16 protein-coding genes and 1 pseudogene are annotated in these 17137 nt (G+C 74.2%); 13 read left to right on the top strand and 4 right to left on the bottom strand.

Annotation, left to right across the window (positions count from 1 at the left end; translation table 11 throughout):
- The first annotated feature begins 63 nt into the window (after window positions 1–63).
- Window positions 64–678 carry an NADH-quinone oxidoreductase subunit B gene (locus MCAG_RS11300; RefSeq protein WP_007073099.1) on the top strand — a complete coding sequence of 205 codons (615 nt, stop codon included), beginning with the start codon at window positions 64–66 and terminating at the stop codon, window positions 676–678.
- Window positions 679–780: 102 nt separating this feature from the next.
- Window positions 781–2097: a DUF2252 domain-containing protein gene (locus tag MCAG_RS11295; RefSeq protein WP_007073098.1), complete on the top strand. Its 1317-nt coding sequence runs from the start codon at window positions 781–783 to the stop codon at window positions 2095–2097.
- 18 nt (window positions 2098–2115) lie between these two features.
- On the opposite strand, the gene MCAG_RS11290 is transcribed toward MCAG_RS11295, so the two are convergent.
- Window positions 2116–3162, bottom strand: a complete 1047-nt coding sequence (locus MCAG_RS11290) for a glucose 1-dehydrogenase (RefSeq protein ID WP_007073097.1) — start codon at window positions 3160–3162, stop codon at window positions 2116–2118.
- Between the two features lie 151 nt (window positions 3163–3313).
- Between MCAG_RS11290 and MCAG_RS11285 the strand changes: the two genes are divergently transcribed.
- Both MCAG_RS11285 and MCAG_RS11280 read left to right on the top strand, forming a co-directional pair.
- Window positions 3314–3940: an NADH-quinone oxidoreductase subunit C gene (locus tag MCAG_RS11285; protein WP_050778175.1), complete on the top strand. Its 627-nt coding sequence runs from the start codon at window positions 3314–3316 to the stop codon at window positions 3938–3940.
- The gene (locus MCAG_RS11280) at window positions 3940–4902 is read left to right on the top strand and encodes a complex I subunit 1 family protein (RefSeq protein WP_036373114.1); all 963 of its coding nucleotides are present in this window, start codon (window positions 3940–3942) and stop codon (window positions 4900–4902) included. The genes MCAG_RS11285 and MCAG_RS11280 overlap by 1 nt, the downstream gene beginning before the upstream one ends.
- A 63-nt stretch (window positions 4903–4965) precedes the next feature.
- On the opposite strand, the gene MCAG_RS29630 is transcribed toward MCAG_RS11280, so the two are convergent.
- From MCAG_RS29630 to MCAG_RS11270, 3 genes are all read right to left on the bottom strand, one after another.
- Complete coding sequence (locus tag MCAG_RS29630; protein ID WP_255349014.1) at window positions 4966–5742, bottom strand: S8 family peptidase; 777 nt, start codon at window positions 5740–5742, stop codon at window positions 4966–4968.
- Window positions 5739–6233, bottom strand: coding sequence for a protease inhibitor I9 family protein (locus tag MCAG_RS29625; RefSeq protein WP_157547992.1), 495 nt, complete (start codon window positions 6231–6233; stop codon window positions 5739–5741). Before MCAG_RS29625 ends, MCAG_RS29630 begins: the two co-directional genes overlap by 4 nt.
- A 255-nt stretch (window positions 6234–6488) precedes the next feature.
- Complete coding sequence (locus tag MCAG_RS11270; RefSeq protein WP_007073093.1) at window positions 6489–7526, bottom strand: glutathione S-transferase family protein; 1038 nt, start codon at window positions 7524–7526, stop codon at window positions 6489–6491.
- A 234-nt stretch (window positions 7527–7760) separates the two neighbouring features.
- On the opposite strand from MCAG_RS11270, the gene MCAG_RS11265 reads away from it, so the two are divergent.
- The 9 genes and pseudogenes from MCAG_RS11265 to MCAG_RS11225 all read left to right on the top strand — a co-directional run.
- Window positions 7761–8177, top strand: coding sequence for an ester cyclase (locus tag MCAG_RS11265; RefSeq protein ID WP_007073092.1), 417 nt, complete (start codon window positions 7761–7763; stop codon window positions 8175–8177).
- A 188-nt stretch (window positions 8178–8365) separates the two neighbouring features.
- Window positions 8366–8995 carry an NADH-quinone oxidoreductase subunit I gene (locus tag MCAG_RS11260; protein ID WP_085986150.1) on the top strand — a complete coding sequence of 210 codons (630 nt, stop codon included), beginning with the start codon at window positions 8366–8368 and terminating at the stop codon, window positions 8993–8995.
- Window positions 8992–9603: an NADH-quinone oxidoreductase subunit J gene (locus tag MCAG_RS11255; RefSeq protein ID WP_050777930.1), complete on the top strand. Its 612-nt coding sequence runs from the start codon at window positions 8992–8994 to the stop codon at window positions 9601–9603. The genes MCAG_RS11260 and MCAG_RS11255 overlap by 4 nt, the downstream gene beginning before the upstream one ends.
- Entirely contained in the window at window positions 9600–9995 is a 396-nt protein-coding gene (gene nuoK / locus MCAG_RS11250; RefSeq protein WP_007073089.1) for an NADH-quinone oxidoreductase subunit NuoK, read from the top strand. Before MCAG_RS11255 ends, nuoK begins: the two co-directional genes overlap by 4 nt.
- Window positions 9992–11898: pseudogene (locus MCAG_RS11245) on the top strand (NADH-quinone oxidoreductase subunit L). Before nuoK ends, MCAG_RS11245 begins: the two are co-directional and overlap by 4 nt.
- Window positions 11895–13400: a NuoM family protein gene (locus tag MCAG_RS11240; RefSeq protein ID WP_007073086.1), complete on the top strand. Its 1506-nt coding sequence runs from the start codon at window positions 11895–11897 to the stop codon at window positions 13398–13400. The pseudogene MCAG_RS11245 and the gene MCAG_RS11240 overlap by 4 nt, the downstream one beginning before the upstream one ends.
- A complete protein-coding gene (locus MCAG_RS11235) occupies window positions 13397–14905 on the top strand; it encodes an NADH-quinone oxidoreductase subunit N (protein ID WP_007073085.1) in 1509 nt (502 codons plus the stop codon). Before MCAG_RS11240 ends, MCAG_RS11235 begins: the two co-directional genes overlap by 4 nt.
- Before the next feature lie 121 nt (window positions 14906–15026).
- On the top strand, window positions 15027–15905 hold the full coding sequence (htpX, locus tag MCAG_RS11230) for a zinc metalloprotease HtpX (RefSeq protein ID WP_007073084.1): 879 nt from the start codon (window positions 15027–15029) through the stop codon (window positions 15903–15905).
- A gap of 155 nt (window positions 15906–16060) precedes the next feature.
- On the top strand, window positions 16061–17137 hold a 1077-nt coding region (locus MCAG_RS11225; protein WP_036373110.1), incomplete at its 3' end, for an MFS transporter.

Raw genomic sequence — 17137 nt, 5'->3', positions numbered from 1 at the left:
AGCTGCCCGCCCGGCGCGGGCGGCGGCTGTGGTTGACTGGCGCGGGAGAGAGAGGGGGCGGTCGTGCAGCTGCCGGCAGTGCTGGGAGAGCCGATCCGGTTCGTGCTGAACTGGGGCCGCCGCTACTCGCTGTGGGTGTTCAACTTCGGCCTCGCCTGCTGCGCGATCGAGTTCATCGCGACCAGCATGGGCCGGCACGACTTCATCCGGCTGGGCGTGATCCCGTTCGCCCACGGCCCGCGCCAGGCCGATCTCATGGTGGTCTCCGGCACGGTCACCGACAAGATGGCCCCGGCGATCAAGCGGCTCTACGAGCAGATGCCCGAGCCGAAGTACGTCATCTCCTTCGGCGCGTGCTCCAACTGCGGCGGCCCGTACTGGGACTCGTACTCGGTGACCAAGGGCGTCGACCAGCTCATCCCCGTCGACGTGTACGTGCCCGGCTGCCCGCCCCGCCCGGAGGCGCTGCTGCACGGCATCCTGCGCCTCCAGGAGAAGATCGCCGCCGAGCAGTCCGGCATCGGCGGAGTCCCCCGCCCCGACCCCCTGGCCTCCCCTGCCGACACACTTCCCCCGGCTCCCGCCACCCCGGCGGCCCCCTCCCTCCTCGCCGCCCGCCCACCCCGTTCGGTGGACTCGCTGACCGCCCCACCGGTCCGCCGGCCCGCCACTGCCTAGATCCGGCCAGATCCGGATCCGGGGCTGCCGGTGACGACGCGACCCGGGGTCAGGCGGGACGGGGATGGCTGGACGGTGGCGGGTTGGGATTAGCCTGCGGCCATGAACCAGTCTGCGGACCAGCGTTCCGCCTTCATCGTCGACGTGCTGACCGAGGAGTTCGGCCCGTCGATGGCGCTCGACCCCGCGGCGTTCCGCCGCAAGTTCCGCAAGATGGCCGCCTCGCCGTTCGCCTTCTACCGGGGCAGCGCCTCGCTCTTCTACGCCGACCAGCGCGGCGACTTCGCCGACGACGCGTTCCTGGACGAGCGCACCAGCCGGGTGTGGATCCACGGGGACCTGCACGCGGAGAACTTCGGCACCTACATGAACGCCTCCGGGCAGCTCGTGTTCAACGTCAACGACTTCGACGAGGCGTACGTCGGGCCGTTCTCCTGGGATCTGCGCCGCCTCGCCGCCAGCGTCGCCCTGCTCGGGTACGCCAAGGCGCTCTCCGACCGCGTGATCGGTGACCTGGTCGCCGGCTTCGTCCGGTCGTACCTGATGGAGCTGCGGGCCATCGCCGCCGGTGGGGACGACGCGATCGGCTCGATCACCCTGGACAACGCCGACGGGGTGCTGCGCCGGGTGCTCCAGCAGGCCCGGCTCAACACCCGGGTCGACCTGCTCGCCACGCAGACCACCATCGACAACTACGAGCGGCGGTTCTCCCTCGGCGACGGGGTGTACGAGATCGACGGCGACACCCGGGACAAGGTCTGCGCTGCGTTCGCCGACTACCTCGGCACCCTGCCGAAATCCTCGGCGAAACTGCGTCCGGTATCCGCGCGCATCAAGGACGTCGTGCTGCGCAAGGGGGTGGGCATCGGCTCGGCCGGGCTGCCGTCGTACAACCTGCTGCTGGAGGGGCACACCCAGGCGCTGGAGAACGACGTCGTCATCTACATGAAGCAGGCCCAGGTGCCGGCGGTGGCCCGACACATCGACGACGAGCGGGTGCGGTCGTACTTCCGGCACCAGGGGCACCGGACGGCGGAGTCGCAGCGGGCGCTCCAGGCGCACGCCGACCCGTGGCTGGGCTTCACCGAGCTGGACGGGGCCGGCCAGCTCGTCGCCGAGGTCTCCCCGTACGCGGCCGACCTGGACTGGGCGGACGTCAACGAGCCGGAGGAACTGGCCGGGGTGCTGGCGGACCTGGGCCGGGCAGTGGCCCGGATGCACTCGGTGGCCGACGACGAGTCCAGCCACGACCTGGTCGACTACTCCACCGAGGAGGCGATCGTCGCGGCGGTGGACGCCGACCCCGAGGGGTTCGTCACCGGGCTGGTGGAGTTCGCCCACGCGTACGGGCTGCGGGCCCACGAGGACCACCGGCTCTTCGTCGACCTGTTCCGCAACGGCCGGCTGCCCGGCATCTGAGCACGGGCGGGCCGGCGCTCAGGCGGTGAAGTCGAGCACCACCTTGATGTCGTCGCCGGTGGGGGTGTACGCCTCGGCGTACGCCGCCACCGGCACCCGGCGGGTGATCAGCGCGTTCAGCCAGGACTGGTCGGCGCGGGCGAGCGCCGTGGCGGCCAGGTCCCAGTGCCGGCGGTTGGCGTTCACCGAGCCGAACACCACGTTGTTCTCCAGCACCAGCTCCCGGTTGAGCGCTCCGGCGTCGAAGTCGAGGCTCCGGCCGCCGCTGGACACGCCGGTGAGGCAGACGATCCCCGTCGGCCCGGCCTTGCGCATCGCGTCCAGCACGACCGACGGGGCGCCCGTGCACTCCACCACCACGTCCGGGTCGAGGTCGAGTTGCCGCATCGGCCCCGTGTGGTACGTCGCGCCTAGCGCCCGGACCAGGTCCGGTTTCGGCCCGGTCGAGGTGCGGTCCAGCACGTGCACGGCGAACCCGCGCTGGGTGGCGAGCAGCGCCGCCAGCAGGCCGATCGGTCCGGCCCCGGTGACCAGCACGGTCTGCGGCTGCCACTCGGCGCGGGCCCCGATGCGCTCGATCTGGTCCCACGCCTTGGCCACCACGCTGGTTGGCTCCAGCAGCATCCCCACGGGGGCGAGGGCGGGGTCCAGCCCGACGGCGAAGCGCGGCTGGACCCGCCACCGGTCCCGGGCGAAGCCGGGCAGCCCCTTGATGCCGTGCTCGGTGTACTCGCCGTTGCGGCACATGTCCCACTCCCCGACCGCGCAGTTGGCGCAGGGCACCGGGTCCGGGTGCCGGACGATGCCGACCACCAGGTCGCCGGGGTGCAGGATGCCGCTCGGGTCCTCCAGCACCCGGCCCAGCGACTCGTGGCCGAGCACCAGGGTCGGCGTCCCGGGCGGAGCCTGGCCGAAGGAACCGTCGACGATCTCGTGGTCGGTGCCGCAGATTCCCACGGCCAGCGCCTCGACGAGGATCGCCCCCTCCTCGGCTGGCGGCTCCGGGTGGTCGTCCACCAGGCGCAGCGAGTTCGGGACTCCTGGGGTGACGGTCACGGCGCGCACGACCCTCATCTTTCCCCGCCCGGCCCGTCGCCGCCGGGCAAACCGACATCCGGTCCGGTGTTCGGCGCGGCGGGTGTCCGGTGACCGGCCCGGTGTGCGCTCCGGCGTCCAGGCCGGCATCCGGGCGGGCGTCGGCCATAGGATCAGCGGCATGACTCCGGAAGAGGTCGGCCAGCGGCTGGTGGCGCTGCTCGCGCCCGTCGAGGCCACCGCGTCGGTCTCCGGCGGCCAGGCGTACGCCCGGGCCACCATCGACGTACCCCCGGCGGGCTGGCGCGACGCGCTGCGTGTGGCCCGGGACGACGCCGACCTGGCCTGCGACTTCTTCGACTGGCTCTCCGCCGTCGACCAGCTCGCCGAGGGCTGCGAGGTGGTCGCCCACCTGTGGTCGACCGGGCACCGGCACGGCCTGCTGCTGCGTACCCGGGTGTCGTGGGACGCGCCCCGGGTGGACTCGGTCGTCGACCTCTACCCCGGTGCGGCCTGGCACGAGCGGGAGACGTTCGAGATGTTCGGCGTCGACTTTCCCGGCCACGGGGAGCTGCGTCCGCTGCTGCTGCCGCCTGAGTTCGAGGGGCACCCGTTGCGCAAGGAGTTCGTGCTCGCCTCCCGGGTGGCCAAGCCCTGGCCGGGCGCGAAGGAGCCGGGTGAGTCGACCGCCGGCGGCCGGCGGGCGGTGCGCCCACCGGGCGTACCGGCCCCGGGGGAGTGGGGGCCGACGCCGTCCGCTGGCGGGAACCGGGGCGACGACGTCGCGGGGGACGGGGGTACGGCCTGATGCCCGACTGGTTGGAGGCCGTGCTGCGGGTGGTCGGCGTGCTGGTCGCCTTCCTCACCCTGCCGCTCGTCGTCGGGCAGGCCGAGCACAAGGTGATGGCGCACATGCAGGGCCGGCTCGGCCCGATGTACGCGGGCGGCTTCCACGGCTGGGCCCAGCTCGTCGCCGACGGGGTCAAGTTCGTGCAGAAGGAGGACATCACCCCGCGCGAGGCGGACCGGGCGGTGTTCCGGCTGGCCCCGGTGGTGGCCCTGGTGCCGTACCTGCTCGCCCTGCTGGTGATCCCGCTCGGGCCCGGCGACCTGGTCGGACAGCCGCTGGACATCGGCCTGTTCTTCGTCCTGGCCGTGGTCGGGGTGGGCGTGGTGGCGGTGCTGATGTCGGCCTGGGCGTCGGCCAACAAGTACAGCCTGCTCGGCGGGCTGCGCGGGGCCGCCCAGCTCCTCGGCTACGAGCTGCCGCTGGTGCTGGCCGCCGCGTCGGTGGCGATGGCTGCCGGCACGCTGAGCCTGCCCGGCATCGTCGAGGCGTGGCGGCCCTGGTGGTTGCTCTGGCAGGCCCCCGCGATGATCGTCTTCTTCGTCGCCGGGCTGGCCGAGATCCGCCGTCCCCCGTTCGACATGCCGATCGCCGACTCGGAGCTGGTCTTCGGCTACCTGACGGAGTACACGGGGCTGCGCTTCGCGTTCTTCCTGCTCGCCGAGTACGTCGGCATCGTGGTGATCGCCGCGCTGACCACGGTGCTCTTCCTGGGGGGCTGGCAGGGCCCGTTCGCCGACGCTCAGCTCGGCTGGCTGTGGACCCTGCTGAAGGTCTTCGCCGTCTCGTTCGTGATCATCTGGCTGCGGGTGGCGTACCCCCGGCTCCGCGAGGACCAGCTCCAGCGCCTGTGCTGGCTGGTGCTGGTGCCGGCCTCGCTCGCCCAGCTCGTCCTTACGGCCGCCGTCCGCATCACGATGTAGGGAAGGGCCCCTTGCTATCGCTTTCTGGACAGGAAGGGGCCCCTCCGGACGACGCAGCGCGGGTTACGGTGCGGCGTAGAGCAGGCGGTTCGGTGAGCCGGGGCCCGGGTTGATCACGACGCCGGTGGTGGCGGCGGCGATCAAGGCACTCTTGGCCTGCGCGAGCGTGGCCGTGGGGAACTGCTGCCGGTAGCGGGCCAGCCATCCGGTGACGTGCGGCGCCGCCATCGAGGTGCCCGACCAGCCGGAGGCGACCGCGGTGTTCGAGGCGATGCCGGCGGAGGTGATGTTCACGCCGGGGGCGAAGATGTCGACGCACGTGCCGTAGCTGGAGAACGAGGCGCGGGTGTCCGTGATGTCGGTCGCGGCGACGGTGACGCCTTGGGGGGAGCGGGGGCCGTTGGTGCAGGCGTCGGTGTTGAAGTTGTTGGCGATGAAGACGGCGTGCACGCCCGAGTTGATCAGGTTCTCGGCGGCGGCGTTGGGGGCGGTGCCGTAGCCCTGGAGGCTGAAGTTCGCCACCGAGACGGGGTCGTGGTTGGCGGCGATCCAGTCCATGCCCTCGATCAGGTCCGTCGTCCAGCCGGAGTTGTTGCACTGGAGGACCCGTACCGCCTTGATGGTGACGGCCTTGGCGACGCCGTACTTCGTGCCGCCGACGGTGCCGGCGACGTGCGTGCCGTGGCCGTGGCAGTCGTTGGTGCCGTTGCCGTCGCCGACCGCGTCGTAGACGCCGCTGGCCCGGCTGCCGAAGTCGACGTGACTGGCCCGGATGCCGGAGTCGACCACGTAGACCGTGACGTTGGCGCCGGTCGAGGTGTACCCGAAGCTGTTGTTCAGCGGGCTGGTTGTGGCTGGTCGATGCGGGTCCAGTCCACATGAAGGGCGGGTCGTCTGGACGGCCTGCGTCGTGAAATCGCTTGTGTCAGGCCGCCGTAGATGCGGGTGTCCCGTTCGACGTACGCCACGGCGGGGTCGGCGCGCACGGCGGCGAGGGCGGCCGGGGGCAGGTGGGCGGCGTACCCGTCGAGGACCTGCGTGTAGCGGGTCAGCACGGTGCCGCCGGCCCGCTCGGCGACGGTTGCGGCCCGCCCGGTGCGGGCGGTTCGTGCGGCGCGGTCGGTGCCGGCCGGCGGGTCGGTGAGCACCACGATGTACCGGTCCGGCGCGGCCTCCGGTCCGCCCGCCCGCAACGGCGCGGGCGCGGGGCGGCCCGGCTCCGCCGCACCTGGGGCTGCCGACGCTGGTACGGCGAGGGCTGTGACGAGCGCGCCGGTGATCATGCCGGCCAGTACGCCCAGGCGTACCGTTCTGCCACCTGGCTTCCGCAAGGCTGAACCTCCTCCAATATGGACAGTTCTGCCCGCCGTCGGACCCGGGAGGGTCGGCGGCGCGCGCCCATAAGTCGATCATCTTGAATTGAAGCGAGTGTTAACTGGTGAATACTGTCGATGGATTTGTGGCGGCTGGGCCGCCCTTCGCCAGCGTCGGACAACCCTCGCCAGCGTCGGACAACCTTCACCGGGCCGGCCAGCCGTACGCCCCGCCCGGAACGCGCGGGCGGGGCGTGCGAAGAGGGGGTGGGTTCAGCCCAGCGGGGTGTGGGCCGGTACGACCCGCTCGGCGGGCGGCGGGGGCGGCGGCGGGGTGCCGTCGCCGAAGGGTCGGCCGCCGAGGGCCTCCCGGCCGTGCGGGGTGAGCCAGTTCGCCAGGTCCGGGCCGAGCGGGACGACCCCGGTCGGATTGATGTCCCGGTGCACCTCGTAGTAGTGCCGCTTGATGTCGTCGAAGTCGACCGTGTCGCCGAATCCGGGGGTGGTGAACAGGTCCCGGGCGTACGCCCACAGCACCGGCATCTCGGCCAGCTTGCTCCGGTTGCACTTGAAGTGGCCGTGGTAGACCGGGTCGAAGCGGACCAACGTCGTGAACAGCCGCACGTCGGCCTCGGTGATGGTGTCCCCGACCAGGTACCGCTGCCCGGACAGCCGCTCGCTGAGCCAGTCCAGCCGGTCGAACAGCCGGTGGTACGCCGCCTCGTACGCCTCCTGGCTGCCGGCGAACCCGCACCGGTACACGCCGTTGTTGACGTCGGCGAAGACCACGGCGTTGACCCCGTCGATCTCGTCGCGCAGCCGGGACGGGTAGAGCTCTGGCGCGCCCTCGCGGTGGTACTCCGTCCACTGGAGCGACAGGTCCAGGCTCATCCGGGCGTAGTCGTTGGTGACCACCTGCCCCGTTGGCACGTCCACCATCGCCGGCACGGTGATGCCCCGCTCGTAGCCGGGGAACCGCGCGAAGTACGCCTCTTGGAGGCGTTCGATGCCGAGCACCGGGTCGCGCCCGCCGGGGTCGCGGTCGAACGTCCAGCTCCGGGCGTCGTGGGTCGGCCCGGCCACGGCCATCGAGATGGCGTCCTCCAGGCCGAGCAGCCGGCGCACGATGATCAGCCGGTTGGCCCACGGGCAGGCGCGGCTGACCACCAGGCGGTAGCGGCCGGACTCGACCGGCCAGCCGTCCCGCCCGTCGGCGGTGATCCGGGTGGTGATGTACCGCTGGTCCCGGGTGAACTCGCCGCCGGGCTCGACGTACTTGCCGCCGGTCGTCGTGCCTGCCTCGTCGCCCACATCGCCCCCTGGTGTCCGCCTCGTCGTCTCCGTCCCATCTTGGCCGACCCACCGCCGCCGGGCCCGCCGAGGGCGAAGTTCGACGCGCGGGCGGTCCGCCCCTTGGGCCCGGCGAGGGCGGTTGGACCTGTTCCGGGCCCACCGAGGGCGGTTGGTCGCGCGCCCGGGTCCGACGAGGCGGACCGCCGCCCGGCGCGAAGGTGGGCGGCGTGCCCGCGTGGCTAGGCTTCCCGGGTGAACGACGTGGAGGCGGCGGCCCGACGCTTCATCGCCGACGTGTGGAACGCCCAGCGCGAGGAGTCCGCGTACGAGCTGGTGGCGGCGGGGTGCCCGGGGCTGGGCGGGACCGGCCCGGAGGCGGCCCTGGCCTGGCACCGGCAGCGGCGGGCGGCCTTCCCCGACCTGCGCTACAAGATCGTGGACGTGTTGGCCGCCGATGGCCGGGTGGCCGTACGCTGGCGGGCCGCCGGCACCCAGACCGGACCGTTCGGCCCGGTGCCGCCCACCGGGCGGGTGGCGAGCTTCTCGGGGGCGACGTTCCTGCGCTTCGATTCGGCGGGGCGGATCGTCGACGTGTGGCACGCCACGGAGCTGTTCCAGCTCCTCCAGCAGCTCGGCGTCGAGATGCTCCCGCCGGTCACCGGCCCCTGACGCCGCCCACGGGGTCACCGGCCCTGACGCCGCCGCCGGCCCGTGCGGCGTGACCGGTCCCAGGTGCCGGGTCTGGTGGACGCGGGTGGGAAGTCGCTCGGCGACGCGGCGGTACCCCGTACCGCGCGAAGGGCCGGGTGGTGGTCGCGCGCACCGGGGGCACAGGGCAGGATGGGCGCATGGGCGAGATGAGCGAGCGGAGCGTGCCCGGCGAGGGGCTGGTGAAAGGGCTGGCGGTCACGCTGCGCACGATGACCCGCCGCTCGACCACGCAGCAGTACCCGGACGTCGCCCCCGAGCTGCCACCCCGATCCCGGGGCGTGATCGCCCTGCTGGCCGAGAACTGCACCGTCTGCATGCTCTGCGCCCGCGAGTGCCCGGACTGGTGCATCTACATCGACTCGCACAAGGAGGAGGTGGCGGTGCCCGGCGCCGCCCGTCCCCGCCAGCGCAACGTGCTCGACCGGTTCGACATCGACTTCTCGCTCTGCATGTACTGCGGCATCTGCGTCGAGGTCTGTCCCTTCGACGCGCTCTACTGGTCGCCTGAGTTCGAGTACGCCGAGTACGACATCCGGGACCTGCTGCACGACAAGGACCACCTCGGCGAGTGGATGGCCACCGTCCCGCCGCCGCCCGCGCACGACCGCAACGGCGAGCCGGCGAAGGAGGAGGCCACCGCCGCGCGCAGGGCCGCGGCCCCCGGCGGGCCCGCCGCCCGTCCGGCCCCCGCCCGGGTACGCCCCGAGCCCCGCCCCGCCGCCGGCCGGCCCGCCGCGACCGAGGGCCCCGCCGCCGACCCGGGTGCCGCCCCGTGACCGGTGCGGACGTGCTGCTGCTCGCCCTCGGCGCGGTGGCGGTCGGCGCGGGGGCGCTGGTGGTGACCACCCGCCACCTGGTCCGCGCCGGCCTCTACCTGGTGGTCTGCCTGGGTGCCCTGGCCGGCCTCTACCTGGTGCTCACCGCCGAGCTGGTGGCCTGGGTGCAGGTGCTGATCTACGTGGGCGCGGTGGTGGTGCTCCTGCTGTTCGCGGTGATGCTGACCCGCGCCCCGATCGGTGCCTCCGACGACCTGGACCGGCCGGGCTGGCCGGCCGCCCTGATCGGCGGCGGCACCGGCCTCGGGCTGGCCGCCCTGCTGGTCGACGCGTTCCGCTGGACCCGGGTCGACCTGCCCGAGCCGGGCACCGCCGAGCGCCTCGGCGAGCAGGTGTTCCGCACCTGGGTGCTGCCGTTCGAGGTGCTGTCGGTGCTGCTGCTCGCCGCCCTGGTCGGCGCGGTCGTGTTGTCCCGCCCCGACATCGGCCGTCGGCCGGCCGACGGCCGGAGCCTCGGCAAGGCAGGCGGGCCGGGCCCTGACGCGGCCGGCCGTCCGGGCGTCGGAGCGGGCGGCGACCAGGGTGCCGACGCGGGAGGCCACCGGTGAGGCCGGTCATCCCGTACGTCACCGCCGCCCTCCTGTTCGGCCTCGGCGCGTACGGCGTGCTGCGCCGCCGCAACGCGGTGCTGGTGCTGATGGCGGTCGAGTTGATGCTCAACGCCGTCAACCTGGTCCTGGTCACCGCCGACACCACGGTCCGGGCGCAGCTACCGCACGCGGGGCAGGTTTTCGCGCTCTTCGTGATCGTCCTGGCCGCCGCCGAGATCGGCGTGGGGTTGGCCATCGTGCTCCAGCTCTACCGGCTGCGGGCCAGCGTCGCCGTCGACGAGGTGCCGCTGACCGAACCGTCGGCCGGGTCGCCGACCGAGCGGCCGGCCGAGTCGCCACCAGGCAGCCGGCCGGCGCGGTCCGCGCCGGCCGGCGAGGTGACCCGGTGACCGGCCTGCTCGGCGCGCTGCTGCCCGCCGTACCCCTGGTGGCGGGCCTGGCCGGGTTGCTGCTGCCGCCGGCGCCGCGCGGCGCGGGCACCGGGGCGGACCCGGCCCGCCGGGTCGCCGTCGGGCTCGGTGTGGCCGGCGCGGCCGGCGCGCTGCTGGTCGCGGTCGCGCTGCTGGCGCGGGTGGGTCCGCCCGTCGAGACCTCGACCACCTGGGTCGAGCTGGGCGGGCTGCGGGTCACCCTCGGTGTCCGGCTCGACGGCGCGGCGGCCCTGGTCGCCGTCGCGGTGGCGGCGGTGGCGCTGGCCGTGCAGGTCTACTCGGTCGGCTACCTGCGGCGCGGCCCGCACGACGACGTCGAGGTCGACCACCGCTACCCGCCGTACGCGGCGCAGATCAGCCTCTTCACCGCCGCGATGCTGCTGGTGGTGGTCGCCGGTGACCTGATCATGCTGCTGGTCGGCTGGGAGGTGATGGGCCTCTGCTCGTACCTGCTCATCGCCCACGACCGCCGGCTGCCCGGCGCGCCGGCCGCCGCGATGAAGGCGTTCCTGGTCACCCGGGTCGGCGACGTCGGCTTCCTGCTCGGCATCGCCCTGCTCGGCGTCTCGGCGGGCAGCTTCCGCATCGTCGACGTGCTCGCCCACGATCACGCCACCGGCACGCTGACCGCAGCCTGCCTGCTGCTGCTCGCCGGGGTGGCCGGCAAGAGCGCCCAGTTCCCGCTGCACACCTGGCTGCCCGACGCGATGGCCGGCCCCACGCCGGTCTCCGCGCTGATCCACGCCGCGACCATGGTCGCCGCCGGCGTGTACGCGGTCGCCCGGCTCTACCCGCTGTTCGAGCGGGCCCCGGCGGCGCTGGCCGTGCTCGGGGTGCTGGCGTCGGTCACCCTGCTGCTCGGCGCGCTCGCCGCCACCGCCCAGGACGACCTCAAGCGGGTGCTCGCCTGGTCGACGGTCTCCCAGCTCGGGTACATGACCGGCGCGCTGGCCGTCGGCTCGCCGAGCGCCGCGCTGTTCCACCTGCTCACCCACGCCGCGTTCAAGGCGCTGCTGTTCCTCGCCGCCGGCGCGGTGATCCACGCCGTCGGCACCACGCTGATGTCCCGGATGGGCGGCCTGCGGTCGGCCATGCCGGTGACGTTCTGGTGCACGGCGGTCGGCCTCGGCGCGCTGGCCGGCGTTCCCCCGCTCGCCGGCTTCTGGAGCAAGGACGGCGTGCTCGCCGCCGCCCAGGCCGCCGCGCTCGACTCCGCCGGCCCGGCCCCCGCCTGGGTGGGGTGGTTGGTCTGGCTCGCCGGGCTGGCCGGCGTCGCGGTCACCGCCTGGTACGCCACCCGGCTGCTGCTACTGCGTTCCTCGGCGCGGCCCGGATGCCGCTGCTCCACCCGCACGACCCGCCAGCGGTGATGCGCGTGCCGGTGCTGCTGCTCGCGGTGCCGGCCGCGCTGCTCGGGCTCGCCGCCTTCCTACCACCGGTCACCGACCGGCTCGGCGCGCCCGAGGGGGAGTTGACCCACGTCGGCCCGGCGCTGCTGCTGCCGCTGGCGCTGCTCGCCGTCGGCGTCGCTCTGGCCTGGGCCGGCTGGCGGCGGGACCGGGCCGCCGACCCGGCCCGCGCCCTCGGCCCGCTGGGGCCGGTGTTCGCGGCCGGGTTCATGCTCGACGACGTCCAGCGCGCCCTCGTCGTACGCCCGGTGACCGCCCTCGCCCGGCTCGCCCGCGCCGCCGACGAGCGGGTGGTCGACGGCGCGGTGGAGGGCACCGGCCGGGGCGCGCAGGGTCTCGGCGGGGCGCTGGCCGGGCTGCACCGGGCCGCGCTGCCCCGGGCGGCGGTCGGGGTGCTGGCCGGCGCGCTGCTCATCGGCCTGGCCGCCGTGCTGATCGGGGGAGCCGCATGAGCCTCGGACAGGTCCTGCTCGTCGCGACGCTGGCCGTCCCGGCCGTTGGCGCGGCCGTGGTCGCCCTGCTGCCCCGGGACCGGGCGGCACGACTCGTCGGCACGGTGGCGGCCGGGCTGACCCTGCTGGCCACCCTGCCGCTGGCCACCGGCGGCCGGGGCTGGACGGCCTACGGGGCGGCGCCGGCCGTACTGCCCTGGCATCGGCTCGACCTGCCCTGGGTGCCCGGCCTCGACCTGCGCTTCCACCTGGGCGTGGACGGCATCTCGTACCCCCTGGTCGTGCTGACCGCGCTGCTCACGCTGCTCTGCTGCGCGTACACCCTGTGGAAGGTGCCCGACGGTGGCGGCAGCGGCCGGGCCCTCGTCGCGCTGCTGCTGGTCGTCGAGGTCGGCATCCTCGGCACCTTCCTCGCCCTCGACCTGGTCCTGTTCTTCGCCTTCTTCGAGGTCGTCCTCCTGCCCATGTACGCGATCATCGCCGGCTGGGGTGGCCCGGACCGGCGGCGGGCGGCCCGCAAGTTCGCCCTCTACACGCTGCTCGGCTCGGTGCTGCTGCTGGTCGGCGTGTACGTCGTGGTGGCCGCCGCCGGCACCGCCGACCTCGTCGCGCTCACCGGCGGGGCAGGGCTGCCCCGGGGCACCCAGCTCGCCGCGTTCACCCTGCTCGGGCTCGCGTTCGCGGTGAAGAGCCCACTGTGGCCGCTGCACACCTGGCTGCCCGACGCGCACACCCAGGCCCCCACCGTCGGCAGCGTGATCCTCGCCGGGGTGCTGCTCAAGATGGGCACGTACGGGCTGATCAGGATCGCCGTCGGGGTGGCCCCGCAGGGGGCCCGCTGGGCCGCCCCGGTGCTCGGGGTGCTGGCCGTCGCGGCCATCGTCGCCGGCTCGCTGATCTGCCTCGCCCAGGGCGAGCTGAAGCGGCTCATCGCGTACTCCAGCGTCGGGCACATGGGGTTCGTGCTGCTCGGGGTGGCCACGCTCACCGCCACCGGGCTCCAGGCCGCGCTGATCGGCAACGTCGCCCACGGGGTGATCACCGGGTTGCTCTTCTTCCTCGCCGGGGCGATCAAGGACCGGGCGCACACCGGGGCCCTGGCCGAGCTGTCCGGGCTGCGGGAGACCGCGCCCCGCCTCGCCGGGCTGCTCGGCTTCGCGGCCGTCGCCTCGCTCGGGCTGCCCGGCCTCGCCGGGTTCTGGGGCGAGGCGTTCGCCGTGGTCGCCGCCGTCGAGCGGGGCGGCCCGCTGTGGACCACCCTCGGCGTGCTGGCCGCGATCGGCGGGGCGCTGACCGCCGCGTACCTGCTGCGGCTGCTGCGCCGGGTCACCCACGGCCGGCCCAGCCCGGCGGTCGGCCGGATCACCCCAGGCCTCGCCGCCGCCGAGCTGACCGCCTGGGCCCCGCTGGTGCTGCTCGCCCTCGCCGTCGGCCTCGCCCCCACCCTGGTCCTCGGCGTCGCCGCCGACCCCGTGGCGGCCCTCGTGGGGGTGCTCCGGTGAGCCTCGTGCAGAGCGTCGACAACGTGGCGCTGCTCCCGGCGTATCTGGCCGCCGGCACCGCCGTGCTGGTGCTGCTGGCCGACTTGCTGGTGGCCCGCGCCGCCGCGCCGCTCGCCGTGGCCGCGGCCGGGGCGGTCGCGACCGCGCTGGGCAGCGCGCTCGTCGGCGCGGGCGGGCAGCGGTCCACCTTCTGCGTCGCCGCCGACTGCTCGTACGTCTTCGGCGGCCGGGCCGCCCTGGTCGGGGTGCTGTTCGCGCTGCTCACCCTCGGGGTGCTGGCGCTGTCCGGGCCGGCGCTGCGGGCCGGGCAGTCCCCTGTCGGGGAATTCTGCTTCCTCCTCGCCTGCTCGATGACCGGCGGCGTGGTGCTCGGCGCGGCCGGCGACCTGATCACCCTGATCGTGGCGCTGGAGACGCTGACCCTTCCGCTGTACGTGCTCGTCGGCCTGCGCCGCGGCAGCCTCGCCTCCGCCGAGGCGGCGGTCACGTTCTTCGTGGTGAGCGTGGTCGCCACCACCGTCACCCTGCTCGGCGCGGCCCTGCTGTACGCGGTCACCGGCGGCCTGCACCTGGGCCGGGTCGGCGCGCTGCTCGCCGAGCGCCGCGACCTGCTGGACGTGCCGCTGACCACGGCGGCGGTGGCGCTGATACTGCTCGGGCTGGCGTTCAAGGTGGCCGCCGTGCCGTTCCACGCCTGGGCGCCGGCCACCTACGACGGCGCGCCGCTGCCCGTGGCCGCGTACCTGTCGACCGCGTCGAAGCTCGGCGGCGTGGTGGCCCTGCTCGCGGTGGTCCAGCGGGCCCTGCCGGCCGAGGTGACCGGCCCGGTGCTGGCCGGGCTCGCCGTGCTCACCATGACCGTGGGCAACCTCGTGGCGCTGCGCCAGCGCCGCACCGTGCGGCTGCTCGCCTGGTCGTCGGTGGCCCAGGCCGGCTACATCCTGGCCCCGCTGGGCGCGCTGGCGCTGGCCGCCGGCCGCACCGCCGACGCCCGCGCCGCCGCGTACGCCGCCGCCGTGGCGTACGCCGTCTTCTTCGTGGTCCTGGAACTGGCCGCCTTCGCGGCGCTGGTGGCCCTGCGACCGGCCGGCGCCGACGGCGGCAGCCTCGACGACCTGCGCGGCGCGGCCCGCCAGCGGCCCTGGGTGGGGGCGGCGTTCGCGCTGGCCCTGGTCGGTCTGGCCGGTCTCCCGCCGGGGCTGGCCGGCCTGTTCGCCAAGGTGACCGTGGTCCGGGCCCTGCTGGACGGCGGCGCGGGCTGGCTCGCGCTGGTGGTGGCGGTGAACGCGGTGATCGGTCTGGCCTACTACCTCCGCCTGGCCAGCGGCCTCTACGCCCCGCCGGCCGACGCCGAGGCGGGGCGCGGAGCCGATGTCAAGGCCGGGCCCGCTCCCGCCGTCGCCCGGCCGTCCGGGGCGGTGGTCGTCACCCTCGCCGTGGCCACCCTGGTCGCCCTGGCCGTCGGCTTCGCCCCGCAGCTCGTGCTGGACCTGGCCGCCCGCTGATCCCAGCCTTCCCGCAGGCCGGTGCCAGGTAACTCACAGTCATGAGACGGATGGTTGGTGGGTATCGAAGTGTTGTACCGGTCGGCGGATCCCGCGCGATCCGCGCACCGAAGGAGCGATCGTGCATCACAACCGTCTGAAGACCGCAGCGCTGCTCGGCCTGCTGACCTCGCTGATCCTCGCGGTCGGCTACTGGTTCGGCGGGAGCGGCGGGCTCGTCGTCGCCGTCGTCGTCTCACTGGTGATGAACGGCGTGACCTACTTCTACTCCGACAAGCTCGCGCTGCGCTCGATGCGGGCGCAACCGGTCAGCGAGGCACAGTTCCCCGAGCTGTACCGGATGGTCCGTGAACTGGCCACTGAGGCAGGGCAGCCCATGCCGCGCCTGTACGTCAGCCCCACCTCGCAGCCCAACGCGTTCGCCACCGGGCGCAACCCGGCCCACGCGGCGGTCTGCGTCACCCAGGGGATCACCGAGATCCTGGACTACCGGGAGCTGCGCGGCGTGATCGGGCACGAGCTGTCACACGTCTACAACCGGGACATCCTCATCTCCAGCGTCGCGGCCGGCCTCGCCGGCATCATCACCATGCTGGCGAACATCGCGTGGTTCATCCCGTTCGGCGGTGGCGACGACGAGGACGCCCCGAACCCGGTCGTGCTGCTGCTCACCCTCATCCTCGGCCCGATCGCGGCCACCGTGATCCAGCTCGCGATCAGCCGCAGCCGGGAGTTCCAGGCCGACCAGTCGGGAGCCCAGCTCACCCGGGACCCGCTGGCCCTGGCCAGCGCCCTGCGGAAGATTCACCTGGGCACCCAGGCCCGGCCGCTGCCGGCCCAGGGTCAGCTCACCAGCACCGCCCACCTGATGATCGACAACCCGTTCAGGCGGGGTGGCGGCGTCGCCGCGCTCTTCTCCACCCACCCCCGGATGGAGGAGCGGGTCGCCCGGCTGGAGCGGATGGCCGCCAGCGGCGGCCCCGTGCGGTTCCAGCGCTGACCCGTCCCGACCCGATCCCGCCCGCGCCCGGTCAGACCGGGCGCGGGCGTTTTGCCGGGTACGTGCCGAGACGCCAGCCATAACCAGTTCACTCCCGGAACCTGCGGCGTTAGGGTCGGAACGTTTCCGGCTCATTACATTCCTGGAGGTTCCCCGTGGCCGCACTGCGCCAGTACCTGGGTGTATGGCGGATCCCCGGCGCGCCGATGCTGCTCGTCCTCGGCGTCATCGGCCGGCTCGGGATCGGCATGACACCGCTGGCTCTGCTGCTCGTGGTGGAACAGGTGACCGGACGGTACTCCCTCGCCGCCGTCGCCGGCGGCATCTACGCCCTCTCCGGCGCCGCGCTCAGCCCCGTCGCCGGTCGGATCGCCGACCGCGTCGGCCCCACGCCGGTGCTGCTGGCCACCGCCGTCGCCCACCCCCTCGCGCTCGTCGGGCTGCTCTGGGCCAGCCGCGCGGAGGCCGGCAGCCTGGCCCTGACCTACCTCGCCGCCGGGGTGGCCGGGGCCACGTACCCGCCACTGACCGCCGCGCTGCGGGGCGCCTGGAACGACCTGACCGGCCCCGCCTCCGGCCGCTACCACCTGCGCAACACCGCCCTCGCCGCCGAAACCTCCCTCTTCGAGGTCGTCTTCGTCCTCGGCCCGCTGCTGGTGGCGGCGTTCGTCCTGATCGCCGACGCGGCAGCCGCCCTGATCGGCGCGGCGGTGGTCACCCTCGTCGGCACCGCCGCCGTGGCGCTCGGCCGGGTCATGCGCGGCTGGCGCCCCCACCCGCAGGAGCACCACGCCCGGGGGCTCGGCCCGCTGCGTGTCGGCGGTTTCCCCGCCCTGCTGCTCTGCGTCGCCAGCCTCGGTATCGCGTTCGGGGCCGCCGGGGTGATCGTCCCCGCCTTCGCCGGCAACCAGCCCACCGGCGACCCCGAGAGCCTGGCCGGGGTCCTGCTCGCGGTGTGGGGCATCGGCAGCGCCGTCGGCGGGTTCTGGTTCGGCGTCCGCAAGCCCTCGGCCAACATGACCCGCCAGTTCGCCTGGCTGCTCGCCGCCGTCGCCGGCAGCTTCGCCGTGTTCGCGGTGATGCCCGGCCCGATCGCGCTCGGCACCGCGCTGGTCGTCGGCGGGGCAACCATCGCGCCCGCGCTGACCCTGGAGAACACCCTCGTCGGGCGGATCGCCCCGGCCGGCATGCTGAACGAGGCGTACACCTGGGTGGTGACCATGTCGGTCGCG

Source organism: Micromonospora sp. ATCC 39149 (assembly GCF_000158815.1).
In the GTDB taxonomy this organism is placed as follows: domain Bacteria; phylum Actinomycetota; class Actinomycetes; order Mycobacteriales; family Micromonosporaceae; genus Micromonospora.
Note: the sequence above shows the minus strand (reverse complement) of the source record. Positions and strands in the feature narration are given on the sequence as shown.

What these genes read in the sequence shown, in the direction of transcription:
- MCAG_RS11295 (WP_007073098.1), top strand. Translation starts at nt 781, where the DNA reads ATGAACCAGTCTGCGGACCAGCGTTCCGCCTTCATCGTCGACGTGCTG.
- MCAG_RS11285 (WP_050778175.1), top strand. Translation starts at nt 3,314, where the DNA reads ATGACTCCGGAAGAGGTCGGCCAGCGGCTGGTGGCGCTGCTCGCGCCC.
- MCAG_RS11280 (WP_036373114.1), top strand. Translation starts at nt 3,940, where the DNA reads ATGCCCGACTGGTTGGAGGCCGTGCTGCGGGTGGTCGGCGTGCTGGTC.
- MCAG_RS11260 (WP_085986150.1), top strand. Translation starts at nt 8,366, where the DNA reads ATGAGCGAGCGGAGCGTGCCCGGCGAGGGGCTGGTGAAAGGGCTGGCG.
- MCAG_RS11240 (WP_007073086.1), top strand. Translation starts at nt 11,895, where the DNA reads ATGAGCCTCGGACAGGTCCTGCTCGTCGCGACGCTGGCCGTCCCGGCC.